The sequence below is a fragment of the Petroclostridium xylanilyticum genome (genome assembly GCF_002252565.1).
Lineage (GTDB): Bacteria > Bacillota > Clostridia > SK-Y3 > SK-Y3 > Petroclostridium > Petroclostridium xylanilyticum.
This window is the reverse complement of sequence record NZ_NPML01000011.1, coordinates 100,172-124,435: the sequence shown is the minus strand read 5'-3', so window position 1 is coordinate 124,435 and position 24,264 is coordinate 100,172. Positions and strand designations below refer to the sequence as shown.

At 36.1% G+C, this 24,264-nt stretch carries 25 protein-coding genes and 1 pseudogene; 15 read left to right on the top strand and 11 right to left on the bottom strand.

Annotation, left to right across the window (positions count from 1 at the left end):
- Nucleotides 1-54: 54 nt before the first annotated feature.
- The 4 genes from CIB29_RS06310 (at nucleotide 55) to CIB29_RS06295 (ending at nucleotide 4,559) form a co-directional block, all read left to right on the top strand.
- Complete coding sequence (locus CIB29_RS06310) at nucleotides 55-732, top strand: GntR family transcriptional regulator (protein ID WP_242965088.1); 678 nt, start codon at nucleotides 55-57, stop codon at nucleotides 730-732.
- A gap of 40 nt (nucleotides 733-772) precedes the next feature.
- Nucleotides 773-2,047, top strand: coding sequence for a nickel-dependent putative hexonate epimerase (locus tag CIB29_RS06305; RefSeq protein ID WP_094547857.1), 1,275 nt, complete (start codon nucleotides 773-775; stop codon nucleotides 2,045-2,047).
- Between the two features lie 15 nt (nucleotides 2,048-2,062).
- Complete coding sequence (locus tag CIB29_RS06300) at nucleotides 2,063-3,517, top strand: gluconokinase (protein ID WP_094547855.1); 1,455 nt, start codon at nucleotides 2,063-2,065, stop codon at nucleotides 3,515-3,517.
- Between the two features lie 103 nt (nucleotides 3,518-3,620).
- Nucleotides 3,621-4,559, top strand: coding sequence for a phosphoglycerate dehydrogenase (locus CIB29_RS06295; RefSeq protein ID WP_094547853.1), 939 nt, complete (start codon nucleotides 3,621-3,623; stop codon nucleotides 4,557-4,559).
- On the opposite strand, the gene CIB29_RS19565 is transcribed toward CIB29_RS06295, so the two are convergent.
- Genes CIB29_RS19565 through CIB29_RS06285 form a run of 3 tightly spaced genes read right to left on the bottom strand, consistent with a single transcriptional unit; the run spans nucleotide 4,551 to nucleotide 5,653 of the window.
- Entirely contained in the window at nucleotides 4,551-4,970 is a 420-nt protein-coding gene (locus CIB29_RS19565; RefSeq protein WP_341444386.1) for a beta/alpha barrel domain-containing protein, read from the bottom strand. The two genes, CIB29_RS06295 and CIB29_RS19565, sit on opposite strands and share 9 nt — an antisense overlap.
- Entirely contained in the window at nucleotides 4,949-5,392 is a 444-nt protein-coding gene (locus tag CIB29_RS19560) for a beta/alpha barrel domain-containing protein (protein ID WP_341444385.1), read from the bottom strand. The genes CIB29_RS19565 and CIB29_RS19560 overlap by 22 nt, the downstream gene beginning before the upstream one ends.
- A complete protein-coding gene (locus CIB29_RS06285; protein ID WP_094547851.1) occupies nucleotides 5,393-5,653 on the bottom strand; it encodes an iron-sulfur cluster-binding protein in 261 nt (86 codons plus the stop codon). It abuts the gene before it with no gap.
- Nucleotides 5,654-5,927: 274 nt separating this feature from the next.
- Between CIB29_RS06285 and asrA the strand changes: the two genes are divergently transcribed.
- Nucleotides 5,928-6,980, top strand: coding sequence for an anaerobic sulfite reductase subunit AsrA (gene asrA, locus CIB29_RS06280; protein ID WP_094547849.1), 1,053 nt, complete (start codon nucleotides 5,928-5,930; stop codon nucleotides 6,978-6,980).
- 142 nt (nucleotides 6,981-7,122) lie between these two features.
- Here the strand turns inward: asrA and CIB29_RS06275 are convergent, their stop codons facing one another.
- A complete protein-coding gene (locus tag CIB29_RS06275; RefSeq protein ID WP_094547847.1) occupies nucleotides 7,123-8,412 on the bottom strand; it encodes an IS110 family RNA-guided transposase in 1,290 nt (429 codons plus the stop codon).
- A gap of 417 nt (nucleotides 8,413-8,829) precedes the next feature.
- Here CIB29_RS06275 and CIB29_RS06270 point away from each other — a divergent pair, with 417 nt between their 5' ends.
- From CIB29_RS06270 to CIB29_RS06260, 3 genes are all read left to right on the top strand, one after another.
- Nucleotides 8,830-9,657 carry a carbohydrate ABC transporter permease gene (locus CIB29_RS06270; protein ID WP_094547845.1) on the top strand — a complete coding sequence of 276 codons (828 nt, stop codon included), beginning with the start codon at nucleotides 8,830-8,832 and terminating at the stop codon, nucleotides 9,655-9,657.
- 509 nt (nucleotides 9,658-10,166) lie between these two features.
- Nucleotides 10,167-10,613, top strand: a complete 447-nt coding sequence (locus CIB29_RS06265; RefSeq protein WP_094547843.1) for an NfeD family protein — start codon at nucleotides 10,167-10,169, stop codon at nucleotides 10,611-10,613.
- A gap of 12 nt (nucleotides 10,614-10,625) precedes the next feature.
- Nucleotides 10,626-11,549: an SPFH domain-containing protein gene (locus tag CIB29_RS06260; protein WP_094547841.1), complete on the top strand. Its 924-nt coding sequence runs from the start codon at nucleotides 10,626-10,628 to the stop codon at nucleotides 11,547-11,549.
- A gap of 75 nt (nucleotides 11,550-11,624) precedes the next feature.
- Here CIB29_RS06260 and CIB29_RS19635 read toward each other — a convergent pair whose 3' ends face one another.
- The 4 genes from CIB29_RS19635 to CIB29_RS06240 form a co-directional block, all read right to left on the bottom strand.
- On the bottom strand, nucleotides 11,625-11,732 hold the full coding sequence (locus CIB29_RS19635; RefSeq protein WP_423241293.1) for an FMN-binding protein: 108 nt from the start codon (nucleotides 11,730-11,732) through the stop codon (nucleotides 11,625-11,627).
- A gap of 725 nt (nucleotides 11,733-12,457) precedes the next feature.
- Entirely contained in the window at nucleotides 12,458-13,456 is a 999-nt protein-coding gene (locus CIB29_RS06250; protein WP_094547838.1) for a Na/Pi cotransporter family protein, read from the bottom strand.
- A 144-nt stretch (nucleotides 13,457-13,600) separates the two neighbouring features.
- Nucleotides 13,601-14,260, bottom strand: coding sequence for a DUF4397 domain-containing protein (locus CIB29_RS06245; protein WP_341444383.1), 660 nt, complete (start codon nucleotides 14,258-14,260; stop codon nucleotides 13,601-13,603).
- 152 nt (nucleotides 14,261-14,412) lie between these two features.
- Entirely contained in the window at nucleotides 14,413-14,721 is a 309-nt protein-coding gene (locus CIB29_RS06240; RefSeq protein WP_094547834.1) for a carbohydrate-binding protein, read from the bottom strand.
- A 290-nt stretch (nucleotides 14,722-15,011) separates the two neighbouring features.
- Between CIB29_RS06240 and CIB29_RS06235 the strand changes: the two are divergent.
- The 5 genes and pseudogenes from CIB29_RS06235 to CIB29_RS06215 all read left to right on the top strand — a co-directional run bounded on the left by CIB29_RS06235 (nucleotide 15,012) and on the right by CIB29_RS06215 (nucleotide 20,465).
- A pseudogene (locus CIB29_RS06235) lies at nucleotides 15,012-15,383 on the top strand (MerR family DNA-binding transcriptional regulator).
- Nucleotides 15,367-16,581 (top strand): RNA-guided endonuclease InsQ/TnpB family protein, encoded by a 1,215-nt coding sequence (locus tag CIB29_RS06230; RefSeq protein ID WP_094546563.1) that lies wholly within the window; start codon nucleotides 15,367-15,369, stop codon nucleotides 16,579-16,581. Before CIB29_RS06235 ends, CIB29_RS06230 begins: the two are co-directional and overlap by 17 nt.
- Before the next feature lie 174 nt (nucleotides 16,582-16,755).
- Nucleotides 16,756-18,288 (top strand): YifB family Mg chelatase-like AAA ATPase, encoded by a 1,533-nt coding sequence (locus CIB29_RS06225; RefSeq protein ID WP_094547833.1) that lies wholly within the window; start codon nucleotides 16,756-16,758, stop codon nucleotides 18,286-18,288.
- A gap of 91 nt (nucleotides 18,289-18,379) precedes the next feature.
- Nucleotides 18,380-18,565: a hypothetical protein gene (locus CIB29_RS06220; RefSeq protein ID WP_094547831.1), complete on the top strand. Its 186-nt coding sequence runs from the start codon at nucleotides 18,380-18,382 to the stop codon at nucleotides 18,563-18,565.
- A 283-nt stretch (nucleotides 18,566-18,848) separates the two neighbouring features.
- Nucleotides 18,849-20,465 (top strand): S-layer homology domain-containing protein, encoded by a 1,617-nt coding sequence (locus tag CIB29_RS06215; RefSeq protein ID WP_094547829.1) that lies wholly within the window; start codon nucleotides 18,849-18,851, stop codon nucleotides 20,463-20,465.
- Nucleotides 20,466-20,662: 197 nt separating this feature from the next.
- Here CIB29_RS06215 and CIB29_RS18870 read toward each other — a convergent pair whose 3' ends face one another.
- The 3 genes from CIB29_RS18870 to CIB29_RS06200 form a co-directional block, all read right to left on the bottom strand.
- Nucleotides 20,663-20,800: an OadG family protein gene (locus tag CIB29_RS18870; RefSeq protein WP_094547827.1), complete on the bottom strand. Its 138-nt coding sequence runs from the start codon at nucleotides 20,798-20,800 to the stop codon at nucleotides 20,663-20,665.
- 12 nt (nucleotides 20,801-20,812) lie between these two features.
- Nucleotides 20,813-21,967, bottom strand: a complete 1,155-nt coding sequence (locus tag CIB29_RS06205) for a sodium ion-translocating decarboxylase subunit beta (RefSeq protein ID WP_094547825.1) — start codon at nucleotides 21,965-21,967, stop codon at nucleotides 20,813-20,815.
- Nucleotides 21,968-22,211: 244 nt separating this feature from the next.
- Nucleotides 22,212-22,913 (bottom strand): TerC family protein, encoded by a 702-nt coding sequence (locus CIB29_RS06200; protein ID WP_094547823.1) that lies wholly within the window; start codon nucleotides 22,911-22,913, stop codon nucleotides 22,212-22,214.
- A 151-nt stretch (nucleotides 22,914-23,064) separates the two neighbouring features.
- Between CIB29_RS06200 and CIB29_RS06195 the strand changes: the two genes are divergently transcribed.
- Together CIB29_RS06195 and CIB29_RS18505 are read left to right on the top strand one after the other, a co-directional pair.
- On the top strand, nucleotides 23,065-23,970 hold the full coding sequence (locus tag CIB29_RS06195; RefSeq protein WP_094547821.1) for a LysR family transcriptional regulator: 906 nt from the start codon (nucleotides 23,065-23,067) through the stop codon (nucleotides 23,968-23,970).
- Between the two features lie 124 nt (nucleotides 23,971-24,094).
- A complete protein-coding gene (locus tag CIB29_RS18505) occupies nucleotides 24,095-24,247 on the top strand; it encodes a hypothetical protein (protein ID WP_157910223.1) in 153 nt (50 codons plus the stop codon).
- Nucleotides 24,248-24,264: the final 17 nt, after the last annotated feature.

Genomic DNA, 24,264 nt, shown 5'->3' with positions numbered 1-24,264 from the left:
AAGTAAAGCAAAAAGGTATTTGGACTGTAAAGGGGGCGATACAGGTTGGATACAATGCATTACCAGACCCAAACATTAGTAGAAGTTGCATATAAGGCGTTAAAAAAAGACATTACAGAAAGGACGCTTATACCTGGAAAAAAAATCGTTCTCAGGGAATTAAGCGAGCGGTATGGAATAAGTGAAACGCCTATTAAGCAGGCTTTAAACAGGCTTATAACTGAAGGACTGGTGGAAAGTATTCCTAGAAAGGGAATGAAAGTAAAAAGTATTAAGTGGGAAGAAATTGAGGAATTATTGGATATAAGGTTTATGATTGAAACGTATTATATAAAGCAGGCAATACAGATTTTTAAAAAGGATTCTGATATCAAAGAAAAATTTTTAAAAAACCTGACTGAACATAAGCAGATTATAGAAAATGTAGCGGATGTAAATGACTATTTTCAAAATTATTATTTAGATCAGGAATTTCATCAACTGTTTATCAAATGCTCTGGAAATAAGAAAATTTTGCAAATATATAATAACCTAGGGACGCATACCTATGCTTACTATGTTTATGGTAGGCAGGATAGGGCGGGAATGATAGCAGGGGTTAAAGAACACGAGGCAATATATAATGCTTTAGTAGCCCAAGATGAAGCTGAACTTCGTAAATGTATCGAGATACATATGATAAATGCTAAAAATAATATTTACACGATGTTCCAAAGCGTAAAGGGTAATTGAGTTTATTCAATTTAACCAACTATAGAAGGAGAAGATAGCGATGAAAAACAGATATTTAACTGCCAAGTCTCCAAACGGCATTAGTGCGCAGGAGATAGAACAGAATATCAGTGAGTATTTGGGTAATTATTCAGGTATCAAAAACATATTAATCTTGCCGCCGGATATTTCAAGGCTTAACTCTTATGCCGGAGATATAGTAAATATGCTTTATAAGTACTTTAAAGATGTAAACATAGATATTATGCCGGCTCTTGGAACCCACACACCCATGACTGATGGCGAGATAACAAAAATGTTTGGTGCTATACCCCGTGACAGATTTGTTGCTCATAATTGGAGAAATGATACAGTTAAAGTTGGTGAAGTTCCGGCAGATTATGTAAAAGAAATTTCAGACGGCTACATGGATAATAGTATTGACGTTGAAGTGAACAAAAGACTTCTTGATAAAAAGTATGATCTTATCATATCGATAGGTCAGGTGGTTCCTCATGAGATTGCCGGATTTGCAAGCTATACGAAAAATATCATGGTAGGCTGCGGTGGCAGCAAAATGATAAATCAAAGTCATTATTTAGGCGCTTTGTACGGAATGGAGCGGATTATGGGTAGAGCGGATACGCCTGTAAGGAAGCTTTACAACTATGGAGTGAATAATTTCCTATCTCATATTCCTCTTATATATATTTTGACTGTTACGACTATAGATAAATCCGGACTTAAGGTTGAGGCTGTTTCCATCGGAACGGGTGATGAACTGTTTTTTCAAACAGCAAAAGTCAGTCATGAAAAAAATCTGAACTTTTTAGATAAGCCTATCCAAAAAGCGGTTGTATATCTTGACCCAGAAGAATTTAAAACTACATGGATAGGCAACAAATCGATCTATAGAACCCGTATGGCGATAGCTGACGGCGGTGAGTTAATAGTTATAGCTCCAGCTCTTCACGCTTGTGGAGAGGATTTGGAGAATGACAGACTGATTAAAAAATATGGATATATCTGCCGTGATGAGGTTTTAGATGCCGTCCGCAATAATGAGGATTTGAGAAACAATCTTTCTGTTGCTGCGCACTTGATACACGGCTCCAGCGAAGGGCGATTTAAGATTACTTACGCTCCTGGGAAAATGACAAAAGAACAGGTACTATCAATAAAATATGATTATATGCCTATAGAAGATGCTCTTAAAATGTATGACATAAACAGCTTAAAGGATGGATTTAATACTGTAAACGGTGAAGAAATATTTTATGTAAGCAATCCAGCGCTTGGCCTTTGGACTACTAGGAGCAGGTTTGATATAGGGTGAGGGGAGTTTGATTAAATGCTTATTTTAGTATTAGAGGCATCCACAGCATCGGCTAAAGCTATGCTTTATAAAAGTGGAGAAGGGATAATTGGAATACTGCAAAAAAATTATTCTTCCGACGCGGGTGATACGGTAACGTTTGACGCCGATAAAATAATGGCGGAAACTATGTTGGCAGGTAAACAGCTGCTGGAGCAGAAAGGTATAAATCATGTGGATATGGTAGCTACCTGCAGTATATGGAGCCATAGTCTTCTGATGCTTGATAGAAACAGAAAGCCTATATCACGGTTGAGTACATGGGCCGATACAAAAGCATCATTAACTACTGAAAAGTACAGGAAAGATATCCAGCTTTTTACTTCGCTTTATAAGCGCACAGGCTGTCCCATTCATGTAACATATACTCTTTGGAAATATATGTATGAGAAGGAAAGCGGTAATGTGAAAGATGTTTCCTTCATAGCGTCCATGCCGGAGTATTTATTTTTGAAGCTTACGGGTGAGTTTGCTGTTTCAAAAAGTACCACCTCAGCCGGTGGTTTCTTAAACATTCATACTCTCAATTGGGATGAGGAAGCTTTAAAGCTCGCCGGCATCGATGATACAATGCTGCCAAAGCTGGTCGATTCTGAATATACTGCAACTTTAACAAAAGAAGCAGCTGGTATTTTAGGACTTAAAGAAGGCATACCGGTACTTATAACTGGTGCCGATGGATGTATGAACCAGATAGCGGCAGGTGCCTTTAGTGATAATATTATGACACTTTCGGTGGGAACCAGTGCAGCCATGAGAATTTCAACGGAAAAGCCGGTGCTTGCCAACTATCCGTCCACGTGGTGTTACGTGGGAGTTGAAAATATGTGGATTGCCGGCAGTGCCACGGCTGGTGCAGGCAACTGCGTGGATTGGATGGGTAAAAAAGTCCTTGGCTTTAATGGAGGTATCACCCTAAAAGAATTGGACAAGGGAGCGGAAGAGGCTTTGTTAAAAGGAAATGCCCCAATTTTTCTTCCTTTTTTGGCAGGGGAACGTTGCCCAGGATGGGATGATACTAAAAGTGGCATGATGTGCGAAATGAGAATAAATAATGATATTTATGATCTTTATTATGCTACCCTTGAAGGAGTACTTTTCAATTTAAAGCATTGCTATGATATTACTGTTCCCATAGTAGGGCAGCCGCCAAAGTTCATAAGTATTTCTGGCGGAATAGAAAAGTCGCCGTTCTGGCTTTCTATGGCAGCTTCTATTTTTGGATTACCGGTTTATGTAGATGGTCTTTTGCATGCATCATTGCTAGGTACTGCCTACATGGGCCTTAAAGCAGCTGGAGAGATAGCTTCTGTTAAAGATATAAAGCCTTTAATGAAGAATAGATGTGAGCCAGATTGCAGTAAAAAAGAATTTTATACAGAAAGGTTTGAAAAGTATTTAAAATACTATAGACAACAGATTAAGGAGTAAAGTCCATGAATTATGACCAATAAGTGAATATCAAGCAGTAACCATGTGGATATTTAAATAAAGATTTTCCAAAAAATTGTGGAATAGGAGTGAAATAGAAACGATGTCATATAAAATACTAATTACCCCCCGCTCCTTCGGGAAAAATAATTCAAAGCCTATTGATATGTTAAAAGAGAAGGGCTATGAAATAATAATGAATCCCTATGGCAGAATCATGACACAAGATGAAATGATTAATGAAATAAAAGATGTAGATGGAGTCATAGTTGGAGTAGACCCTCTTAACAGCGATGTGTTGAAATACGCAAGAAAGCTAAAGGTTATATCTAAATATGGGGTAGGTACAGATAACATAGATTTACAGTATGCAAAAGCAAATGGAATATCCGTGACAAAGACTATAGGGGCAAATAGTGACGCTGTTGCTGACTATGCACTAGCATTAATGCTTGGGGTAGCAAGAAGGATACTAGTGATTGACCGGGAATGCAGAAATTTGAATTGGAATAAGATTACTACCGTTGATATGTGGAGTAAAACACTAGGCCTTATTGGATTGGGAAGTATCGGAAAAGGAGTTGCTAAAAGAGCTTCCGGATTTAATATGAAAGTATTGGCGTATGATTTGTTTCAAGATACGGAGTATGCATATGCTAATGGTATTGAATATGTTTCTCTTGAAAGGCTATTGCGAGAAAGTGATTTTATCAGTCTGCATTTACCACTTACTAGTGAGACAAAAAACTTAATCAGTTACCAGCAATTCGAAATGATGAAAAAGACTGCGGTTCTTGTTAATACTGCAAGAGGCGGAATTGTTGATGAAGAAGCCTTACTTTGGGCATTAAAGCAAAATAGGATTTGGGGAGCAGGAATTGATGTTTTTGAAAAGGAGCCTCCGGAGAATGAGGAGTTTTTAAAACTGAACAATATAATAATAGGTTCTCACTGTTCTGCATCTACTTATGAAGCTATAGAGAATATGGGAATTATGGCGGTGGAAAATTTAATTAACAGTTTTGAGAATAAATCAGCATGACATTAGCTCTCCGCTTGCGCAGAGCTTTTCGATACTGTCAATGTTTTCTCTTTCAAGATAATTTGTGAGTCCGTCAATAATATTAAGTGGTGCATACGGATTTGAAAACAGTATACTGCCTATCTGAACCGCTTTTGCTCCTGCAATCAGCATTTCGGCGGCATCCTGCCAGCAGCTTATTCCGCCAAGCCCTATTACAGGGATTTTCACCGCATAATGAGCCGCCTGATATACCATTCTTAGTGCTATCGGAAATACAGCCGAGCCTGTAAGTCCGCCGAAATTAGCCTTTAAAGGCGGTTTTTTTATTTTCACATCAAACCGCATAGCAGGAACAGCGCCTATCAGTGAGATTGCATCAGCGCCGTTTGCCATTTCAGGTATATGTGTTAAATTAGGCGGATCTGACAAGCGCCAAAGGCAGAACCGCCTTTTTGCATATTCGGTGCGGCAAGATTTACTTCTATCATATCCACATCGCTGGCGGATGCTTTTTCTACTATTTTGCAAAGCTCATCAATATTTTCGCCTGCAACATTTGCAATAATGACAGTATCCTTAGTCTTTAAGCTTGGCAGTTCATGAGACAGAAACTTGTCTATGCCATCGTTTGGCATTCCGGTACTGCTTAAAACGCCGCTATAGCTTTCGGCAATGCGTGGTGTGGGGTTGCCGGGCTTTTCTTTTAAGGTCATACCGTTTACACAAATTCCGCCAAGCCTTGAAAGTGAATACATTTTCTCATACTCTCTGCCGTAACCAAATATACCAGAAGCCATAATAACAGGATTTTTAAACTCCACACCAGCGATAGTAACTCTTAAATCAGCCATTTAAAACACCACCCTTTCAGCCTCAAAAACTGGGCCGTCACAGCAGACACGTGTGTACTTTTCAGTGTTATCCGCACCATGCTTTGTTTTGCATACGCAAATGTGGCAAGCGCCCACTCCGCAGCCCATTTTTTCTTCAAGGGATACCTGACATTTGACTTTTGTTTTTGCGGTTATCTCGACAACTGCTTTGAGCATTTCATTAGGTCCGCAGGCATATACAATATCAAATTGAGTAGCCTTTAATAATTGCTCTAACATATCGATAGAATTGCCCTTTTCGCCGTAGCTGCCGTCATTGTTTCATAATTTAAAGGTAAATATTCATTTGCAAACTAATGGCGTGATTGTAATTTTGTGGCTCAGCCAACAATCACGTCCTTTTTTGCGTCCATTGTATTCATAGGTATATGGCTGTAATTTTAATAAGAAATAACTATTTTACAAATTGCTTTACCGGACTTATACTTTTAATGTATAGAATTTGTAATTCTAAATTAAAATAAATCATAAATAAAATCGGAGGAGAATTATTGTGTCGTATTGTTTAAGTTATGAACAGGTAGACGATATATTTTTACAGCTTAGAAAAAGCTATAAAATATATGCGCCTAAGCGTTTCCCCAAAAAAGGCAGATATTCCGATACCGACCTTGTAAGGTACGATGAAATAAAATCGGTATCTGAAATTGAGCTTGAACATAGGGGTGACTATTCACCTAAAGAGGTAATATATCCGATTAACCAAACACTTTTCTATTTTACAGAGGACGAATATCGTGAAAGTAAGGTTCATAATAAGGGAATTATTATATTTGCCCGTCCCTGTGATATAAACGGTATAAAACGTCTTGATAAGATATTCCTTGAAAACGGCGGACATGAGGACGTTTATTACAAACGCTTGCGTGAAAAGGTTAAATTTGTTCTGCTTGAGTGTGGCGGTGGTTGGGAATCATGCTTCTGCTGCTCTATGGGTGCAAACAAAACTGATGATTATCAGCTTGCGATGCGCTTTAATAAAGAAGCTGACAAAATACTCGTTGAGGTAAAGGACGAGAGCTTTGAAAACCTGTTTAATATCGGTAAAACATGTGAATTTACTCCGGAGTTTGTAACCGAAAATAAAACCACTGTTACTATCCCTGATATAACCCCTGAGCTTGTTCCTGAAATATATAAGCTTTCAATGTGGGACGAGTATAATTCACGTTGCGTTGGATGCGGTGCATGCAATGCGGTATGTATTACCTGCTCCTGCTTTAACACCACCGACACAACCTATACGCAAAACAGTAAAATCGGTGAACGCCGTCGCACATGGACAGGCTGTTTAAACGATAAGTTCACCACAGTTGCCGGTGGACATGCTTTCAGAGATAAAATAGGCGACCGTATGAGATTTAAAGCATTGCACAAGCTGTATGACTACAAGCAAAGATTTAAAACAGACGGTCACATGTGTGTTGGCTGTGGACGATGTGATGATGTATGCCCGCAATATATAGCTTTTTCACACACAATAAAAAAGTTGCATGATGCTGCCGAACAACTGAAAGACCAGCTAATTAAAGTCAAGAGTTTTTAAGAAAAATTTTGAGAAATTTTTTTAGACTCCTGACGTTAATCAAAGGCATGACAACAAGACCACCTAAGTGAAGTAGACATAAAATAGCTGGTCTGAAATAATAAGTTGCTCTTTGAAAACTGAACATCAAGTACAAGTACTATTAAGCTGCTGTATGCTTTGCTGCAAGATTCTTCGCATGCTCTTGGGGGCTACGTAGCTGATAAGGCTTTCTATCCCTCAGAACAGCAAAAATATAATTAACAAGCTTACGCATAACAGCTCCCAAAGCTACTTTTTTAGGTTTGCTCCGGCACTTCTGTTGATAAAACTCCAGTAACACAGGGTTGCAAGCTGTCTTATCCCTCTTGGTACGGATATTGGCAAGAGCAATTGTAAAAAGCACCCTGCGAAGCAGCCTTGAACCCCTCTTAGACATCTTGTTACGTGTACCGGTAAACTCTCCGGACTGCATGACAGAGGGGTCAATGCCGAAATAAGCAACCAGCTTGCCCGGCTTTTTAAAGGCCGAAAAGTCGCCAATCTCCGCAAGAATGGTGGCAGCAGACAGAAGGCCTATGCCGGGAATGCTCTGCAAGAGTTCAAGCGTCAATGCAAGTACAGGCATGTCCTTTGCCAGGTCCTCATCAATCAGCTTATGGATGGCTTTAAGGACTTTCTCCAGGTTTTCCTCCAGGGTTCTGATCATGGAGATGTACACACCGAGCATGGCAATATTTGAGGAATTGTGAATGCTCAAAGGTTCAAAATCTCTGGCCTTGGAGACCAAAAGCTCATACTTTTCAGTTGCCCATTTAAGGCTTTTGTGGGACTTTTCCTGAATCATTGAAATCAGCTTGTTCCTGTCAGCCTTAAGAATATGGGCAGGCGTAGGATACTCCTCCAGGACTGCAAGAGCAGCCTTTGAAAAGATGTTGGGGAATACATCCTTAAAGTTTAGCATGAGTTGGTCAACAATACCCGTAAACCTGTTTTTGTAGGCAGTAAGCTCGTCAGAGAGCTTGTAGTACTGGCGGCAAAGGCTCCTTAAGCATTCAATATCCTCATCGAGGATATTAGTAGTTTTAAGCTCCTGAAATCTGTAGAGCAATGCAATTTTCCGGGCATCCACTTTATCATTTTTCACTTTTCTAATTCCAATATTTTTGATAGAATCAGTCTGGATGGGGTTTGTTACTGAAACCTCAAATCCAGCTTTACAAAGTGAATGGAAAAGGATTTTGTGATAGTGCCCGGTGGATTCCATGACGACGAAAGGCCTTGAATCAAAGTCCTTTTCCGTTTTTTTCAGCAATTCAACGGCTCTTTCAACGTCGGTACTGGAATCATGGCGAATCTTCATGCGGGCAATTACTTCATTGGATGGAGAAAGAATCGCCATCTCACTGAAGAACTTGCCCACATCAATGCCTGCAATGGGTCTGAAATTCATTAAAAATGCCTCCTTTACAAGATTGATGGACTTAAAAGCCTCCATTCCTTCCCATGTAAGCAAACAACCTTGCATGTGACACGAGGAACCAGCTTATTAGCTGGCCTCAACCAGCCAAATCATGTAGACTTACCGGAATGGATAAATACTCTTTCACACGGGTAATCGGCCCGCTAAGGTCCGTCCCAGGAGGTGATACACACACCTTCCAAGTCCGGAAGATATTATACATGATTTTCAAGGTTCAGGCCAACAGGTGCTGGCATAATGGCTAAGATGTGAAGCCGTATGATGTGCTTGATGTTTAGAAAAGTATGAAGTTTGAAGTGTTATGTTAACAATGATTTTTAATGGGTCGAACAGTGGCTTCGGTCACTGATTTAATACAATATTAATTGTACAAGGAGATAATGAATAATGCGAAAAAGAGAAGCTTTAAAAGATAAATTAGCCTTTATATTCCTACTGGGGGCAGCAATAGTAATAATGTTTCCTTTTTTTTGGATGTTATCAACAGCCCTTAAACCTTCCAGTGAACTGTTTTTGAGACCACCTGCACTTTTTCCGAAAAATCCTGCATGGTCAAATTTTAAGACGGCTTTAAATATGGCTCCCTTTGGGAGATATTTTTTGAATAGTAGTATAGTTGCTAGTTCGGCAGTAATATTAACGGTATTTATTAACCTGTTGGCAGGATATACTTTTGCGAAACATAAATTTAAAGGTAGAAAAATATTATTCATATTGGTTGTGTCAACTTTGATGATACCTATGCAAATTATTATGGTCCCTAATTTTATAATTGTTTCAACTTTAGGTTGGTTAAATACCTATACAGGTTTGGTGGTACCAAGAGCTGCAGAAGCCTTTGGATTATTTCTCTCCAAACAGTTTATGGAAGATATACCTTATGAACTCATTGAAGCAGCAAGAATAGATGGTGAAAGTGAATTCAGAATATTTATAAAGATTATATTGCCAAACTGCAAACCATTGATTGCGGTATTAGCAATCTTTACTTTCATGTGGAGATGGAATGATTTCATATGGCCACTCATAATAACTAGTAAAAAAGAAATGTATACCGTACAGTTGGGGATGAGTACATTAGTTGGTCAGTTTTATGTTGAGTGGAACTCTTTAATGGCAATTGCGTTATTATCTATATTGCCTATGTTAATAATATTTTTGATTTTCCAAAAATTCTTTGTGCAGGGAATTGCAACATCAGGCTTAAAGAGCTAAAATTTTATTATTATCAAATTTGGAGCAGAGGATAAGACGAAAATGGAAATATTAATATTTAAACTTTGCATCAGTAGATGAATTAACAGGTTTCAGTGAAGCAATAAAAGCAGTATTTCCTAAGGCAGCTTGGCAAGGTTACCGAATTAAGGAACATATTTCCTACAGATGAGTCATTGCTTAAGATGCTGTATCTTCCGACAATGGACATAACGAAGAAATAAAATCAATCTATACGGAACTGGGCAATGGTCCTTGATGGCGGCTGCCAAGCGATTAGAAGGAAAATATTTTTTCGAATTTTAACAAGTTCTTTTTGGCTACGTATACGCATAAAAATTATGTGGTAGTTTTACTTGTTTATTATTACAATAAATGGTATACTACATATATAAGGAATGAAAGCCAAATCAATGAATTTATTTGATGTTTCATTATTTTAAAATGGATTTGGAGTTCTATTCTTTTTTATTATTCCCGATCTGTTATAAGGATGGTGAGGTTAAGTTATGTATCCGGGGATATCTCATGTAATGTTATGGCTGATTATTGCTATTGTTTTAGGAATTATTGAAGCGGTAACACTAGGGGTAGTAACAATATGGTTTGCCATTGGCGCACTTCTTGCTCTTATAGGTGCGGCAATTGGATTTTCTCTTCAATATCAAATTGTTATTTTTCTACTATCATCAGGAATACTTTTATATTACACACGGCCTATCATAAAAAAATATTTAAAAGTTGGAACGGTAAGAACAAATGCAGACAGGTTAATTGGAGAAAAGGGGGTTGTGACCGAAAGGATTGATGTTGCAAACGGCAGAGGACAGGTAAAAGTGCTGGGACAAATATGGTCTGCACGGTCTTCTGATAATCAAGAAATTCCGGAAGGTGAAAGGGTAGAGATTCTGGATATTTCAGGTGTAAAATTAGTGGTAAAAAAATTGGAAAGATAGGGGGAGTATTTAATGTGGATTTTAATTTTAATTGTAATTGCTTTTATCCTAATTGTGACGAATATTAGAGTGGTGCCGCAGGCGCATGCATATGTCATTGAAAGACTGGGTGCTTATATGACTACATGGAATGTGGGACTTCATGTAAAAGTTCCATTGATTGACAGGGTTGCGAAATCAGTATCACTGAAGGAACAGGTGGTTGATTTTGCACCGCAGCCTGTGATTACAAAAGATAATGTTACCATGCAGATTGATACGGTAGTCTATTTTCAAATTACCGATCCCAAGCTGTACACTTATGGCGTTGATAACCCGATGTCAGCCATAGAGAACCTTACCGCTACCACTTTAAGAAATATTATTGGGGATCTGGAGTTGGACGAAACCTTAACCTCCCGTGATACGGTGAATACCAAGATGAGATCCATCCTGGATGAAGCCACCGATGCCTGGGGAATTAAAATTAATCGTGTAGAATTGAAAAACATTATCCCGCCGAAAGAAATACAGGATGCCATGGAAAAACAAATGAAAGCAGAAAGAGAACGAAGAGAAGCCATACTGCGTGCCGAAGGTGAGAAAAAATCTGCAATATTAGTTGCTGAAGGGAAAAAGGAATCGGCAATCTTGGAAGCAGAAGCAGAAAAGCAGGCAGCGATACTGAGAGCAGAGGCTAAGAAAGAGGCTGCAATTAAAGAAGCGGAAGGGCAGGCGGAAGCTATTCTTAAAGTACAGCAGGCTACTGCGGAAGGCTTGAAGATGTTGAATGCATCCAACCCGAATCAGGCTGTTATTGCCATTAAGAGTCTGGAAGCCCTTCAGAAGGTTGCTGACGGCAAGGCAACAAAGATTATTATTCCTTCTGAAATCCAGGGGCTTGCGGGGCTAGCTGCATCACTGACAGAACTTATGGATAAAAAAGAAATTGAATAATAGCATTAAATAGTAATTTGAAAAAGCATTCTAACCGTTAATTAGAGTGCTTTTTGTATATACGTTGATTTACTTTTATTTTACAGTTTTTTCTAAAGCCCTTTTGACGGCTAACTTCCAGTTGATAGAGCTTATTGTAGCGCCGGTGACGGAATCGACTTCATATGTCTGTTTTTGAAGCATTTGGTTTGCCAAATCTTTTCTAGCTTGCTTTAGAACGGTATATAACTTTTTATTGCAAATAAAACAATAAATGTTAAATGGCAGCTATACCTTGAGATTAGTTATAATCAATTATTTAGTTTTTATACTGATTAAAAAACTAAAACTTTGTTCCCATTAACTACGGGACTTCCAGATTCTAAGACAAGAGATGAAAGATAATGACATTCCAAAGTAAATTACCTGCATAGGTATATGACCTAAGCAGGTAATCTAAACCATGCTATTCGGGCAAATATGTAGGACCATGCTGTCCTAAGTAAAGTTTGTCGTTCTTGAATTTATGTTGCCAGGTACAGGAGGAATAGGCACATACTTACCCACAAGTAGTTTATCCGGTTAATAATAATTTCATACACAAGAAAGAAAAAAATTAGCATAATCAAAAAAGTTCTTGCATAGTATAGAATAATTAATATTAATGAGTAGAAGAATGTATTGATGCAACAGATAGTCTGAATAAAAAATTAGATGATAAAAAAGCTGCTATCAAACTACATATAGTATGTAAATAATTACTAACAACAAGTTAACAGCGTATTAACATAGTTATCCACAGACTTATCAACAATTGTGGATAATAATGGAAATGATATGTTTGATATAAATTTAAGTTTACAGATGGACATCTGCAGTAAAAGTATCAATAAGTGGAATAAAGAAAAAAAGTCACAAAATATCTTTATTTAATCAGGATATTTTGTGACTTTTATTTTGTCCATGTAAGGAGATAATGGCTCCGGGATAATTTTTACGATAAACTTCACATAATACTTTGTAATGGGTAGAAATAGGATTGCACTTAATATGTTAAATATAGTATGTGTGTTTGCAATGAGGTGTGTTTCATCCTGTCCTAGGGCAAGTGTAATATATTCAACAATCCTTGTGAAAGGGTAGAGGAAGATTAAAGCAATAAAAACTCCGATAATATTATACAAGGTATGTGCCCAGGCAGTACGCTTAGCGGCAATATTGGCTTGAAGACTGGCAAGCTGTGCAGTTATACAGGTGCCGATATTATCACCCAATGTCAGGCCTATGGCAGATTCAAAACTTATTAGCTGAGAATTGAAAAGCACGATAGTCAATCCCACTGTAGCACTGCTGCTGTGAACTAACATTGTAGTTAGCATTCCTATAAATAAGCCGATATAGATATTTTGTCCGTAAATTCTAAAAAAATTGTAAACTTCTTTACTTTCTTTGATGTAAGGGACGCTGGCGTTCAAAACTCTAAGCCCAATAAACATAAAGCTAAAGCCCATTATTGCGAGGCCTGCATTTTTTACTGTTTTCTTTTTTGAAAAACCAGCAATTGTAAAACCGATAACCAAAGCAGGAAAGGCGATATCGGTTAGGTTAAAAGACATTAACTGCGCAGTAATTGTAGTGCCGATATTGGCACCATAGATGATCCCTATTGCTTGAGGCAACAGCATTAATCCTGCGTTGACAAAACCTACTGTCATGACTGTAATGGCTGTACTGCTTTGTACCAATGCTGTGACCAGAGTACCAGTTATAAATGCTTTCCACACATTGCTTGTAAATTTTGTTAATATTTTTTTGATCATTTTTGTATTGTTTTTTTCAAGCCCTTCGCCCATAAGATTTACGCCGTACATTAAGGCTGTAGTACCACATATAAGATTAAATAAGATAATAATGGCAGGGTTAGACATTTGTTATTCTCCTCAATACTTAATTCCTGTTATCAAGATACGTAATTGGTTTTATAAATAGAACTTAAAAAATAAAACAAGTCGATAGCCTCTTAAGTGGCTATTAACTTGCTTATCTTAATTTTTTAGAAGGTAATTTTTTATTCAAAACTTTAAATAAGAGTTTCCATCCAAAGGTATGAGAAGCTGTAAAGGAGGATTACCACCTGTAAGACCAACGGCATATACTGTATAGAACCTGTTAGGCCTTAATGTTATATTAGGGACATATAAAACTGCTTTATCTGTTCCGGCAGGCTTTACATATAGAGTATATGTTCCGGGCTTAACTGCAATATAATCTGTAACTTCTTTATAGGCAACATCCTTAAAAAGTTTTGTACCATCGGGTAAAGCAATATCTACATTAGGTGCGTCAGGAGATAAATGGGCAAATCTTACATAAACTTTACCTGGAGGTATAGGCATGATAGGTTCCTTAATAGGAAGTAAGCTTAGGTTAGCAAGCCTATTTATAGCTGCAACAGTAAAAATAGACTGTGCTGGAATATCTGCGTTAGTATTCAACACAGGATTATCCCTTCTACCAGTTGGATATACTTTAATGTTATATTTTCCTGGAGAAACAGCCAGGTATTGTGTAAAATTTCTATACGTAAGATTTCTTGCGATTAGGTTATCATTCGCGTATATATCGACTGCAGGCGCATCGGGAGAGGCGTGAAGTACTCTAATATAAGATCTCGTTAATTGTGCGACATAGTAATTATTTGGATAAGAATAAGGATAATAATAAAACATCATTACCAACACCTTTCATAAATTTCTACTACACTATATGCAGATGAAAGGTGATAGGTTCACATAATTATAAAATGTTTTTAGCAGGCAACTGGCTATATTAAAAATTAATAACCACATAAAATATGTTTGTACATATTTTATGTGGTTATCTACTATTGAACTTGGATGCTATAGTTATTGCCATAGTTACTATCCCAATGATTAGCACTATCTCTAAAAGCAATTTGCAGATAGCCCCGTTTATCTAAAGGTAAGTTGATTTCAAAAGCACCTTGTTCATTTTTTTGCATCTCATCTTCAGTGGCCGTTTTCCATTCATTATTAAAGGTATTGTATAGCCAGATCTTGTCAGCTCCTGCTTTAACTAATTCGCCATCGTAAGTGATACGAATCATGTCACCATATTTAAAATTTTCAGGTGTAATTTTAATGCCATTCTGTTCAAAGGGTTGATTTGCCATTTAAAAGCCTCCCAACTATTATTTTATCTTTCTGTTAAATGTGTTATGCCTCTTATCTATCAGTTATTTTAGCTATATTTTTGTAATATATGCAGATTAATCGATAAATTGATTGACAATTAAGGAAAAGTTTGTTACTTTAAAATAGAACATATTTTCGTATTGTACAAAAGACAACAGGAGGTTGACAACAGTTAATAAAAAGTTATAAAAAGTCATAAATTAATGTTGACATTTATAATTTAGTATAGTCTAATACAATTAGAGGTGGTTAATGTGAAGTATATACTATACATGAGTTTTCTAAATTAGTTGGAAAAACTCCTTAAACATTAAGAAACTGGGACAAAAAAGGATTACTTATTCCACATCATACAGGTGCTAATGGATATAGATATTATTCGCATGACCAATTAAAACAAGTATTAAATATTAAAAAAGATAGATTGTTAAGATTTGGTTTTGAATTGGTGGAATATATATCTAATCTGTATGGATGTGAAATTGAAGTAATAGATAGTACAGAAAAAACTGAACAACAAGAACTTGTTGAAGATTTAGTGCAAATAATAACTGTATTTTCTTGTAAACTTCAAGGTAAAAGAGCAAACAAAGCACGTAAAATGATTGAGGAGTTGACCGAAGATGATAAAGACAATTAGAGTACAATTATTACCTAACAATAAACAAAAGACTTTATTAAAGAAATGTGCAGATGTAGCACGATGGGCTTATAATTGGGCTTTATCTAAGCAATTAGAAAATTTTAAAAACGGTGGCAAGTTTATAAACGATGAAGAGTTAAGAAAGGAACTAACACAACTAAAGAAAAATCCTGAATATAATTGGTTAAATGAAGTTTCAGCACAAATACCAAAACAAGCAATAAAGGATTTATGCATAGCTTATAAAAACTTTTTCAGAATAGAAAATAAACATTATTCTGAAAAAACTAAGAAAAAAGCATTAAGACAAGGTAGACAATTGACAGTTTATGATTTAGAAGGACATCCAAAATTTAAAAGCAAAAAAGATGTACAACAAGGGTTTTATCACAGAGAAGATTTAGGACATTTAAAATTTAAAGGTGATAAAGTAAAACTTGAAAAGATAGGATGGATTAAACTATCTGAAAATAGAATCGAATTACAAACAGCGGAAAAATTTTATAATCCAAGAATAAAATTTGATGGTTTTAATTGGTTTATAACCGTAAGTATTGATTATAAACCTACCAACAACCAAAAGTATTCAGATGGAATAGGCATTGACTTAGGAGTTAAAGATTTAGCAGTAATTAATGATGGTAGAAAAATACCTAATATTAATAAGAGTCAAGAAATAAGAAGATTAAATAAAAAATTAAAAAGACTCCAACGTAAATTATCAAGAAAATATGAAAAACAAAAAGAAGGAGGTGTAAACCGTTATAAGAAAACTAAAAACATTATTAAGTTGGAGTGCCTTATTCGTAAAGTCCATAAAAAAATAAAAGACATTCGTACAAATTATTTACATCAAGAAACTGCTAAACTGGTGAAAGCCAAGCCAGAGTTTGTGTGTATGGAAAATTTAAATATTAAAGGTATGGTTAAAAACCATAAATTAGCAAAATCCGTACAAGAACAAATGTTTAGCGAGTTTCGTAGAATAATGGAATATAAATGTAAATGGAATCATATTAGGTTTATAGTAGCAGACAGGTATTATCCATCAAGCAAGACATGTAGTGAATGTGGATATATTTTAGATAAGATGTCTTTATCAACAAGAAAATGGGTGTGTCCTGAATGTGGAATAATGCATGACAGAGATATAAATGCAGCTATAAATCTAATGAAATATGGAAAATCAGCATAATTCACTTAACGAATTATGTTGGTATGTACGGTGTCGTCACATCGGAATTTAAGCCTTTGGAGAGTCATACCAAACGCAAGTAGGATTCCGAAAGCGGACTCTAGGAATAAGGAAAAGAACATAAAAGTTATAAATTTTATAACTTTTTATAAGTTTCTTATAACGGACTTAATTATGATAGCTAAAGTCAAAAGTTGTGGCTTAATGGGTGTAGATGGCTTTATTGTAGATGTTGAGGTAGATATCTCTAATGGATTACCTTCATTTGACATTGTAGGACTGCCCGATGTCGCAGTACGTGAAGCAAAGGAACGGGTAAGGGCAGCTATTAAAAACTGTAATCTTGAATTTCCTGTAAAGCGAATTACCATCAACCTTGCTCCGGCACATATCAAAAAAGAAGGCCCTTGCTTTGATCTGCCCATTTCAATTGCAACTTTAATAGCTTCCGAGCAAATTAAGATTGATGATATAGATAGATATATGTTTATAGGAGAGTTGTCTTTAAGTGGTGAGCTCCGACCAATTAGTGGCGTGCTGCCTATAGCAATTACGGCCTATAAGAATGGTATAGAGAAAATAATCTTACCGGCTCAAAATGCTTATGAAGCTGCTGTAGTAAAAGGATTACAAGTATATCCTGCTTATAACCTGTATGATATAGTAACTCATCTTACTGGTGAAAAAAAATTGGATACCTTTTATGTAGATGTCGATAGCTTTTTTTTACCAAATAATAAATATGATATTGATTTTAGCGACGTAAAAGGGCAGGAAAATGTAAAAAGAGCATTAGAGGTTGCTGCAGCAGGCGGACATAACTGCCTGATGATTGGCCCCCCAGGCTCAGGTAAGACAATGATTGCCAAGCGTTTACCAACCATACTGCCTGATATGTCCTTTGAAGAAGCTTTAGAAGTAACAAAAATCCATAGTATTGCGGGGCTGGTGCCGCAAAATATGCCATTAATCACTACAAGACCTTTTAGAAGCCCCCATCATACCATTTCAAATGCAAGCCTTGTGGGTGGAGGGAAAATCCCCAAGCCCGGTGAGATCAGCCTTGCTCATTTTGGTGTACTTTTTCTTGATGAATTACCTGAGTTTAAGAAGGATGTACTGGAAGTAATGAGACAACCTCTAGAAGATGGTGTAGTAACCATTTCAAGAGTAAATGCTACCTTAACATATCCTTGTAATTGTATGCTTATTGTTTCAATGAATCCTTGTAAATGCGGATTTTATGGTGATAAAACAAAAGAATGTACCTGTACTCCTCTTCAAATTCAGCAATATCTTGGAAAAGTGAGTGGTCCCCTACTGGACCGAATAGATATCCATGTAGAGGTTTCGCCCGTAAAATATAAAAACTTGGAATCTTCCGAACGACCTGAAAGCTCTAAAGACATAAAATTGAGGGTAGATAAAGCGAGAAAGATACAGCTGGAAAGGTACAAAGATTGTAAAATATTCTCTAATTCACAATTGCAGCCTTCCCATATCAATATGTTCTGCCAGCTTGGCAGTGAAGAGAAAAAATTATTAAAGATGGCTTTTGACAAGCTAGGACTTAGTGCCAGAGCACATAACAGAATTTTAAAAGTTGCCAGGACAATTGCAGATTTAGACGGCAGTAATGACATTAAATCCTATCACCTTGCTGAAGCAATACAGTATAGGAGTTTGGATAGGAAATTTTGGAAATAACATATTGCTCTAAATATTTTCTGTACTTTTGTAGAAAAATATGTAAAAAAGACATCAGTATCAGCATCATTATAAGGAAGTGATACCCGGAATGGATGTTAGCAGGCTAAGTAACGACGGATTGATGTTTCACTATTTTTCAAATAAAAAACAAATAGAGCTTCTTTACAAACAGCAAAAAGAGTTAGAAGATGAAATAAACAAGCGGTTAGATCATTTGAGATTTAAAGCTGGCAAAGGTGAAATTATTGCCACTGATGCAGAACCAATCAGATGAGAGCAAGAAAGAGTTAAAAGAATTTTTTCAGTTTCTTAGTTGAGAATCTAGTTATATAAAAACTAAATTAACTCATTAGAGACGAATTTACACACTCCAGGCCTTGCAGCTTAGTTCTTGGAATCATACTTAAGCCAGCACAACACGTTAAATTGTTAACAAATTAAATGTTACAACTATATTACAAGTATATTACAAAAATATAAGTCTTTAAAATACTCCCTATAAATTTGGAAAATTATTCGAATAATATAACAAAACAATTAAGGAGGTATTTTATGAGATGAAAAAACTAATTTCTACTGCTGTAGCTTTTACTTTAACACTATCAATAAGTACAACGACTGTATTTGCAGGTACTAAAGAATGGGCGCCGCCAGGGCTGGCCAAAAAGGGATTTAATTTTCCTCCTGGCATTGCAAAAAAAATATTTGATGACCTAGATGATTTTCCATGGGCTAAACAGGCTATTGAAAAGATGAATCTAAAAGGGCTCATCAAGGGATACGGGGATGGGATATTTGCCCCACGAAATGCAGTTACAAAACTGGAAACAGTTATAATGGCACTAAGGATAATGGGGTGGGAATCCGAGGCTAAAGATATTACGAATCTTCCTAAAAAATATAAAGGAAAAGAAGTAGCAGACTGGGCTAAAGGCTATATCACAGTAGCATATGAAAAGGGCATACTTGATGACGTGGATATGATGTATTTTAATCCGCAAGAACCTGCTAAGAGACATGAAGTAGCAAAATATGTCATAAGAGCTTTGGGATACGATGAGGAAGCACAGAGACATATGGATGAGGAATTGCCATTTGTAGATGCACCTGCAGTGCCACAGGGGTCAGTGGGATATGTATATCTTTCTCATGAAATGAAACTAATGCAGGGAGACAATGAAAAAAGATTTAATCCAATGGGGACATTAACAAGAGCTGAAATGGCGGTATTGTTCCAGAGAGTGGACGACAAGGTGGATAGTGAAATAGATGAGGATGAGATAAAGGGAGAAGTGTATCGAATAGACGAAGATAAAATTACGCTAAAAATAGATGGGCAAATAAAATCCTTTGAAATAGATGATGATGTGATAGCATATGACGAGGATGCCAGAATAAATTATCTGGATATACAGTTGGGCTCCACAGTACTGTTACAATTTGAAGATGGTGAAGTAGTATATATTGAGATAGTAGACGAAAACGACGAGAATGATAAGATTATTACAAGATATACCGGAACTGTAGTTAATATAAATAAAAACACTCCAAGGACTATCACAATACAAAATCAAAAAATGAAGTTGATGTTTGAAGTAATAGATGATGCAGAAGTATACTTTAAAAATATTAAAGGAAGCTTTGCTGAGATAAAAGCAGATGATGGAGTTGCAATAGTAGTTGACAACAAAAATAGAGTAAGAGTAATATATGTTGACAGGGAAAGAGAAGAACAAAATTTACAAGAAGTAGAAGGAACCATACAGGAAGTAAAAAGAGAAGCGATAAAGGTCAAAGTAGGTAACACAATACAAGAATATAGATATGCCAGTATTTTTGTGGTATATATCAATGGCAATGTAAGCAGATTTAGTAATCTGGAAAAAGGTATGGATGTTGAACTTGAACTAAAAAATGGATTAGTTTATGAAATCAATGCTGAAGATAATGAATTTCAGGTTGAAGGCCAAATAGATACCATAACCCAAACAAATAATGGATATGAACTTGCATTAGAAGTAAATAACCAAAGGTTCATATATAAAATAAGTGATAATATAAATATTACAATAGAAGGAGCTATAAATAAAGAGATTACCGACCTGAAAGTAGGTCAGAAAGGAAAATTTGAAATTGTGAACAATACTATAGTCGAAATCACTATTGAAGACTAATATATTCAATTTGCAAATAGCCACTGGAAAACAGGGGCTATTTGCATATATATCTACAAACGCTGCCCAGCAAGCAAACCTTCTCGTTTAGATCAATTTGCTGACGATATCTTTGGAGATGATAAAACCAGAAACGAGGGAGTAACATCACGAAAAGAGAAACAAAAATGACTAAAGTAGAAAAGGAAGAGCAGGATCTAATCCTGCTCTTCCTCTGGATTATATGGAAAAATTTTAACTAACAATCTGATTACTGCATAAAACAGAATTAATACTAAAAATACTCCGGCAAGGCCATAGCCCATTAATTGTAAACCTAAATTAATCTGATCCATTTCTTATCCTCCTCATAGTGATAATAACCATGGTACAAGGGCTAATACCATTCCACCTGCTACAATGGAACCTAACTGCCCAGCCACATTGGCACTTACTGCCTGCATTAATACAAAGTTATGAGGATCTTCTTGTTTTGCCATTTTCTGAATAATTCTTGCTGACATAGGAAATGCTGAAATGCCGGCAGCTCCAACCATTGGGTTGACTTTTTCCTTGCTAAACAGGTTCATAATTTTAGCAAAGATTACGCCGCCTGCTGTGTCAAATACAAAAGCCACAAGTCCCATTGCCAATATAATAATTGTTTCCTTCTGTAGGAACTTTTCATAGTGCATGGTTGCGCCGATTGTAATACCCAGCAGTAGGGTTACGAGATTGGCGAGTTCGTTTTGGGCAGCTTTAGATAATCTTTCCAGTACTCCGGCTTCTCTAATAAGGTTACCAAACATTAGTAAGCCAACCAACGGAACACTGATAGGAGCTATAATTCCTGCAATAATAGTAATCACGATAGGGAACGCAATTCGAACTGTTTTTGATACTTTTACTTCCCTATATTCCATTCTAATCATTCGTTCTTTTTTAGTGGTTAGCGCCCTAATAACCGGAGGCTGGATGATAGGTACAAGGGACATGTATGAATATGCCGCTACAGAAATTGGCCCGATTAAACGCTCTGCAAATTTTGATGCAACAAATATGGACGTTGGACCGTCGGCAGCACCTATGATACCTATGGAAGCAGCTGTTTTTAAATCAAATCCTAAAGAAGGGATAAGTTTATTCATAAATAGTGCCATTAATACGGTAAAGAAAATACCAAATTGTGCGGCTGCTCCAAAGAAAAGCATCTTGGGATTTTTTAGTAAGGGAGTAAAATCAATCATTGCTCCAACTGCAACAAAAATAAGTACAGGAAAGATTTCTGTTAAGATACCTGCTTTAAAAAATATTTGCAGTACACCGGGAGCGCCTTCATATTCCCAGATTGAACTTAGTGGTAGATTTACTAGGATTGCACCAAACCCAATCGGTAATAACAGCATTGGTTCATAGTCTTTTTTAATTGCCAGATAGATTAGAATTCCTCCTATGACATACATCACTAAATATTGCCAGTGGAATTCTATAACCCCTTGAAATAGTTGTGCAAATTGCTCCATAGAGAACCTCCTTGAAAATAAATAATGTTAAATAAAAATTAGATAAAGTTAGACATAAAAAAAACTTTTACTTGCGCCTTAATCGCAGTAAAAGTCTTGCTTTCATAAACATGATTAGTTGACCGGGTATATGATATACCGTACTGACGACCAACTAAACAGTACAAACTGTAAGCTACTCCCTTATACCTCAGTAACTATTATAGTTTGTATGTGACCAAAAAGCAAGATAAAATTTATTAAATTATTCTGCATTTGCATCGGTAACAGCCTGAGGCAGCTTTTTTATTACATAAACACCGTATAGAAGAGTTGCGAATGCAATTAGCCATGGAACCATCATTCCAATGATATGAGGAATATATGGAACTATTAACCTATCCTCTAATATCATTCCAAATGCAGTATGTGCAAGAATTGCACCTCCAATATAAATAACAAAGGTGTATTTCTTCATAAGGTCTGCAACAAATTGGCTGCCGAAAAAGATAATTGGTATGTTGATTAATAGTCCAAATATTATCAATCCAATGTTTCCTTTAGCTGCACCTGCAATAGCTAAGACATTGTCCAGACTCATAGTGATATCTGCAATAATAATGCTATAGACTGCACCCCAGAATTTATTAGATACTGCTACATGGTGCTGTTCTTGTTCTTGCTCGTGTTGTGGTTTTATGAGATCCCAGGTGATTTTAATCAAAAGCAAGCCACCAACCAATTTAATAGGCAACCACTGGATCGCCATTATGAAAGTGACAGCAGATGTAAAAATGACCCTCAGAAATATAGCGGCTGTTACACCTATTAAACTCGCTTTTTTTGCATACTCTTGAGGAAGGTTCTTAATTGCAAGGGCGATAACTCCAATATTGTCACCACTTAAAACTAGATTGAGTAATGTAATGTGTAATGCTCCGATGATAATTGCCAATATAGCATCCATTTTTAATTCCTCACCTTCAAAATTAATTATAAATTGGGTCTTTGTTAAAAATTTGTTTATCTAGTCTATTTACATTATAATGCCGCATGTATTATAATGCAAATATATAGTTTTTATATTATACATAGATTAAAGTTATAGGAGTGATAATATGGACCTGTATCATCTCTGGCTGTTTCACAACGTTTCACAGAATTTAAGTTTTACTAAAACAGCAGAAGCACTCCACATAAGTCAGCCTACTATTTCCATGCAAGTCAAGAAGCTGGAAGATGAAGTGGGATTAAAACTTTTTGAAAGGTATGGGAGGAATATATACCTTACCCAGTACGGAGAAATTTTGTATTCCTATTCTCAAAAGATTTTTAATTTGGTTGAGGAAATGAAAGCAGAAATTCATTCTATAAAGGGAGAAATGTTTGGCAAACTTAACATAGGGGCAAGCAACACACCGGGAATATATATATTGCCAGATATTATGGGGACATTTAAAGAAAAGTATCCTAATGTAAAAACCAATCTTCATATAGGCAATACTTATGAGATACAAAGTATGATGGTGCTCAATCAGGTTGATATTGCAGTGATAGGTGGTGAGCTGGATCTGCCTAAAAGTTTTTATGCTGAAAAGTTGATAGATGATTTAATGGTATTAGTGGTTTCACCCAGTCACCCGCTTGCAAATTATGACTATATCGATAGAAGACTTTTAGCGAACCAGATGTATATCGCCCATGAATCTAATTCAAATTTATATAATGCTATAGAAAAAATTGTGAAGAAGAATCTCAAGCTGCCTTTTAATACTGCCATGACCCTTGGAAGTATAGATGCTATTAAACATGCTGTTGCAGCTAACCTTGGAATTTCTATTGTGCCCCTTACCTCAGTTAAACAGGATATTCAATTGGGCATGCTTAAAAGAATTAGTGTAGAAGGTAGAGTGTGGACGTACCCATATAACCTTGTATATTATAAGGATAGAAATCTTACCATTCCAACTAAAGTAATGATTCAGACGATTAAGGAAAAAATTGGACGAATTGTTTCCGATTAGCCAACAATTTTTACCTTACTTCGACAAATCCATTGTGCTATTATATGTTAAGTAGAAAATACGGAAGAAAAGTTCATATTAAAAGACATAAGAAATGCTAATATGAAATTTGCGGGTGATAAAAATGAAAAAGGTAAAGAAATATACAATCTTTGTTCCTTTGAATATTATGACATTTATGGGATTAGGCATATTAAAGAATAGCAGCGTAGGACTCACATTAATGCTAATGGCAGTTTACGCTGCATATTTTCTATTTGTATTTCAGGAAGAATAAATATTGTATTTTAAATG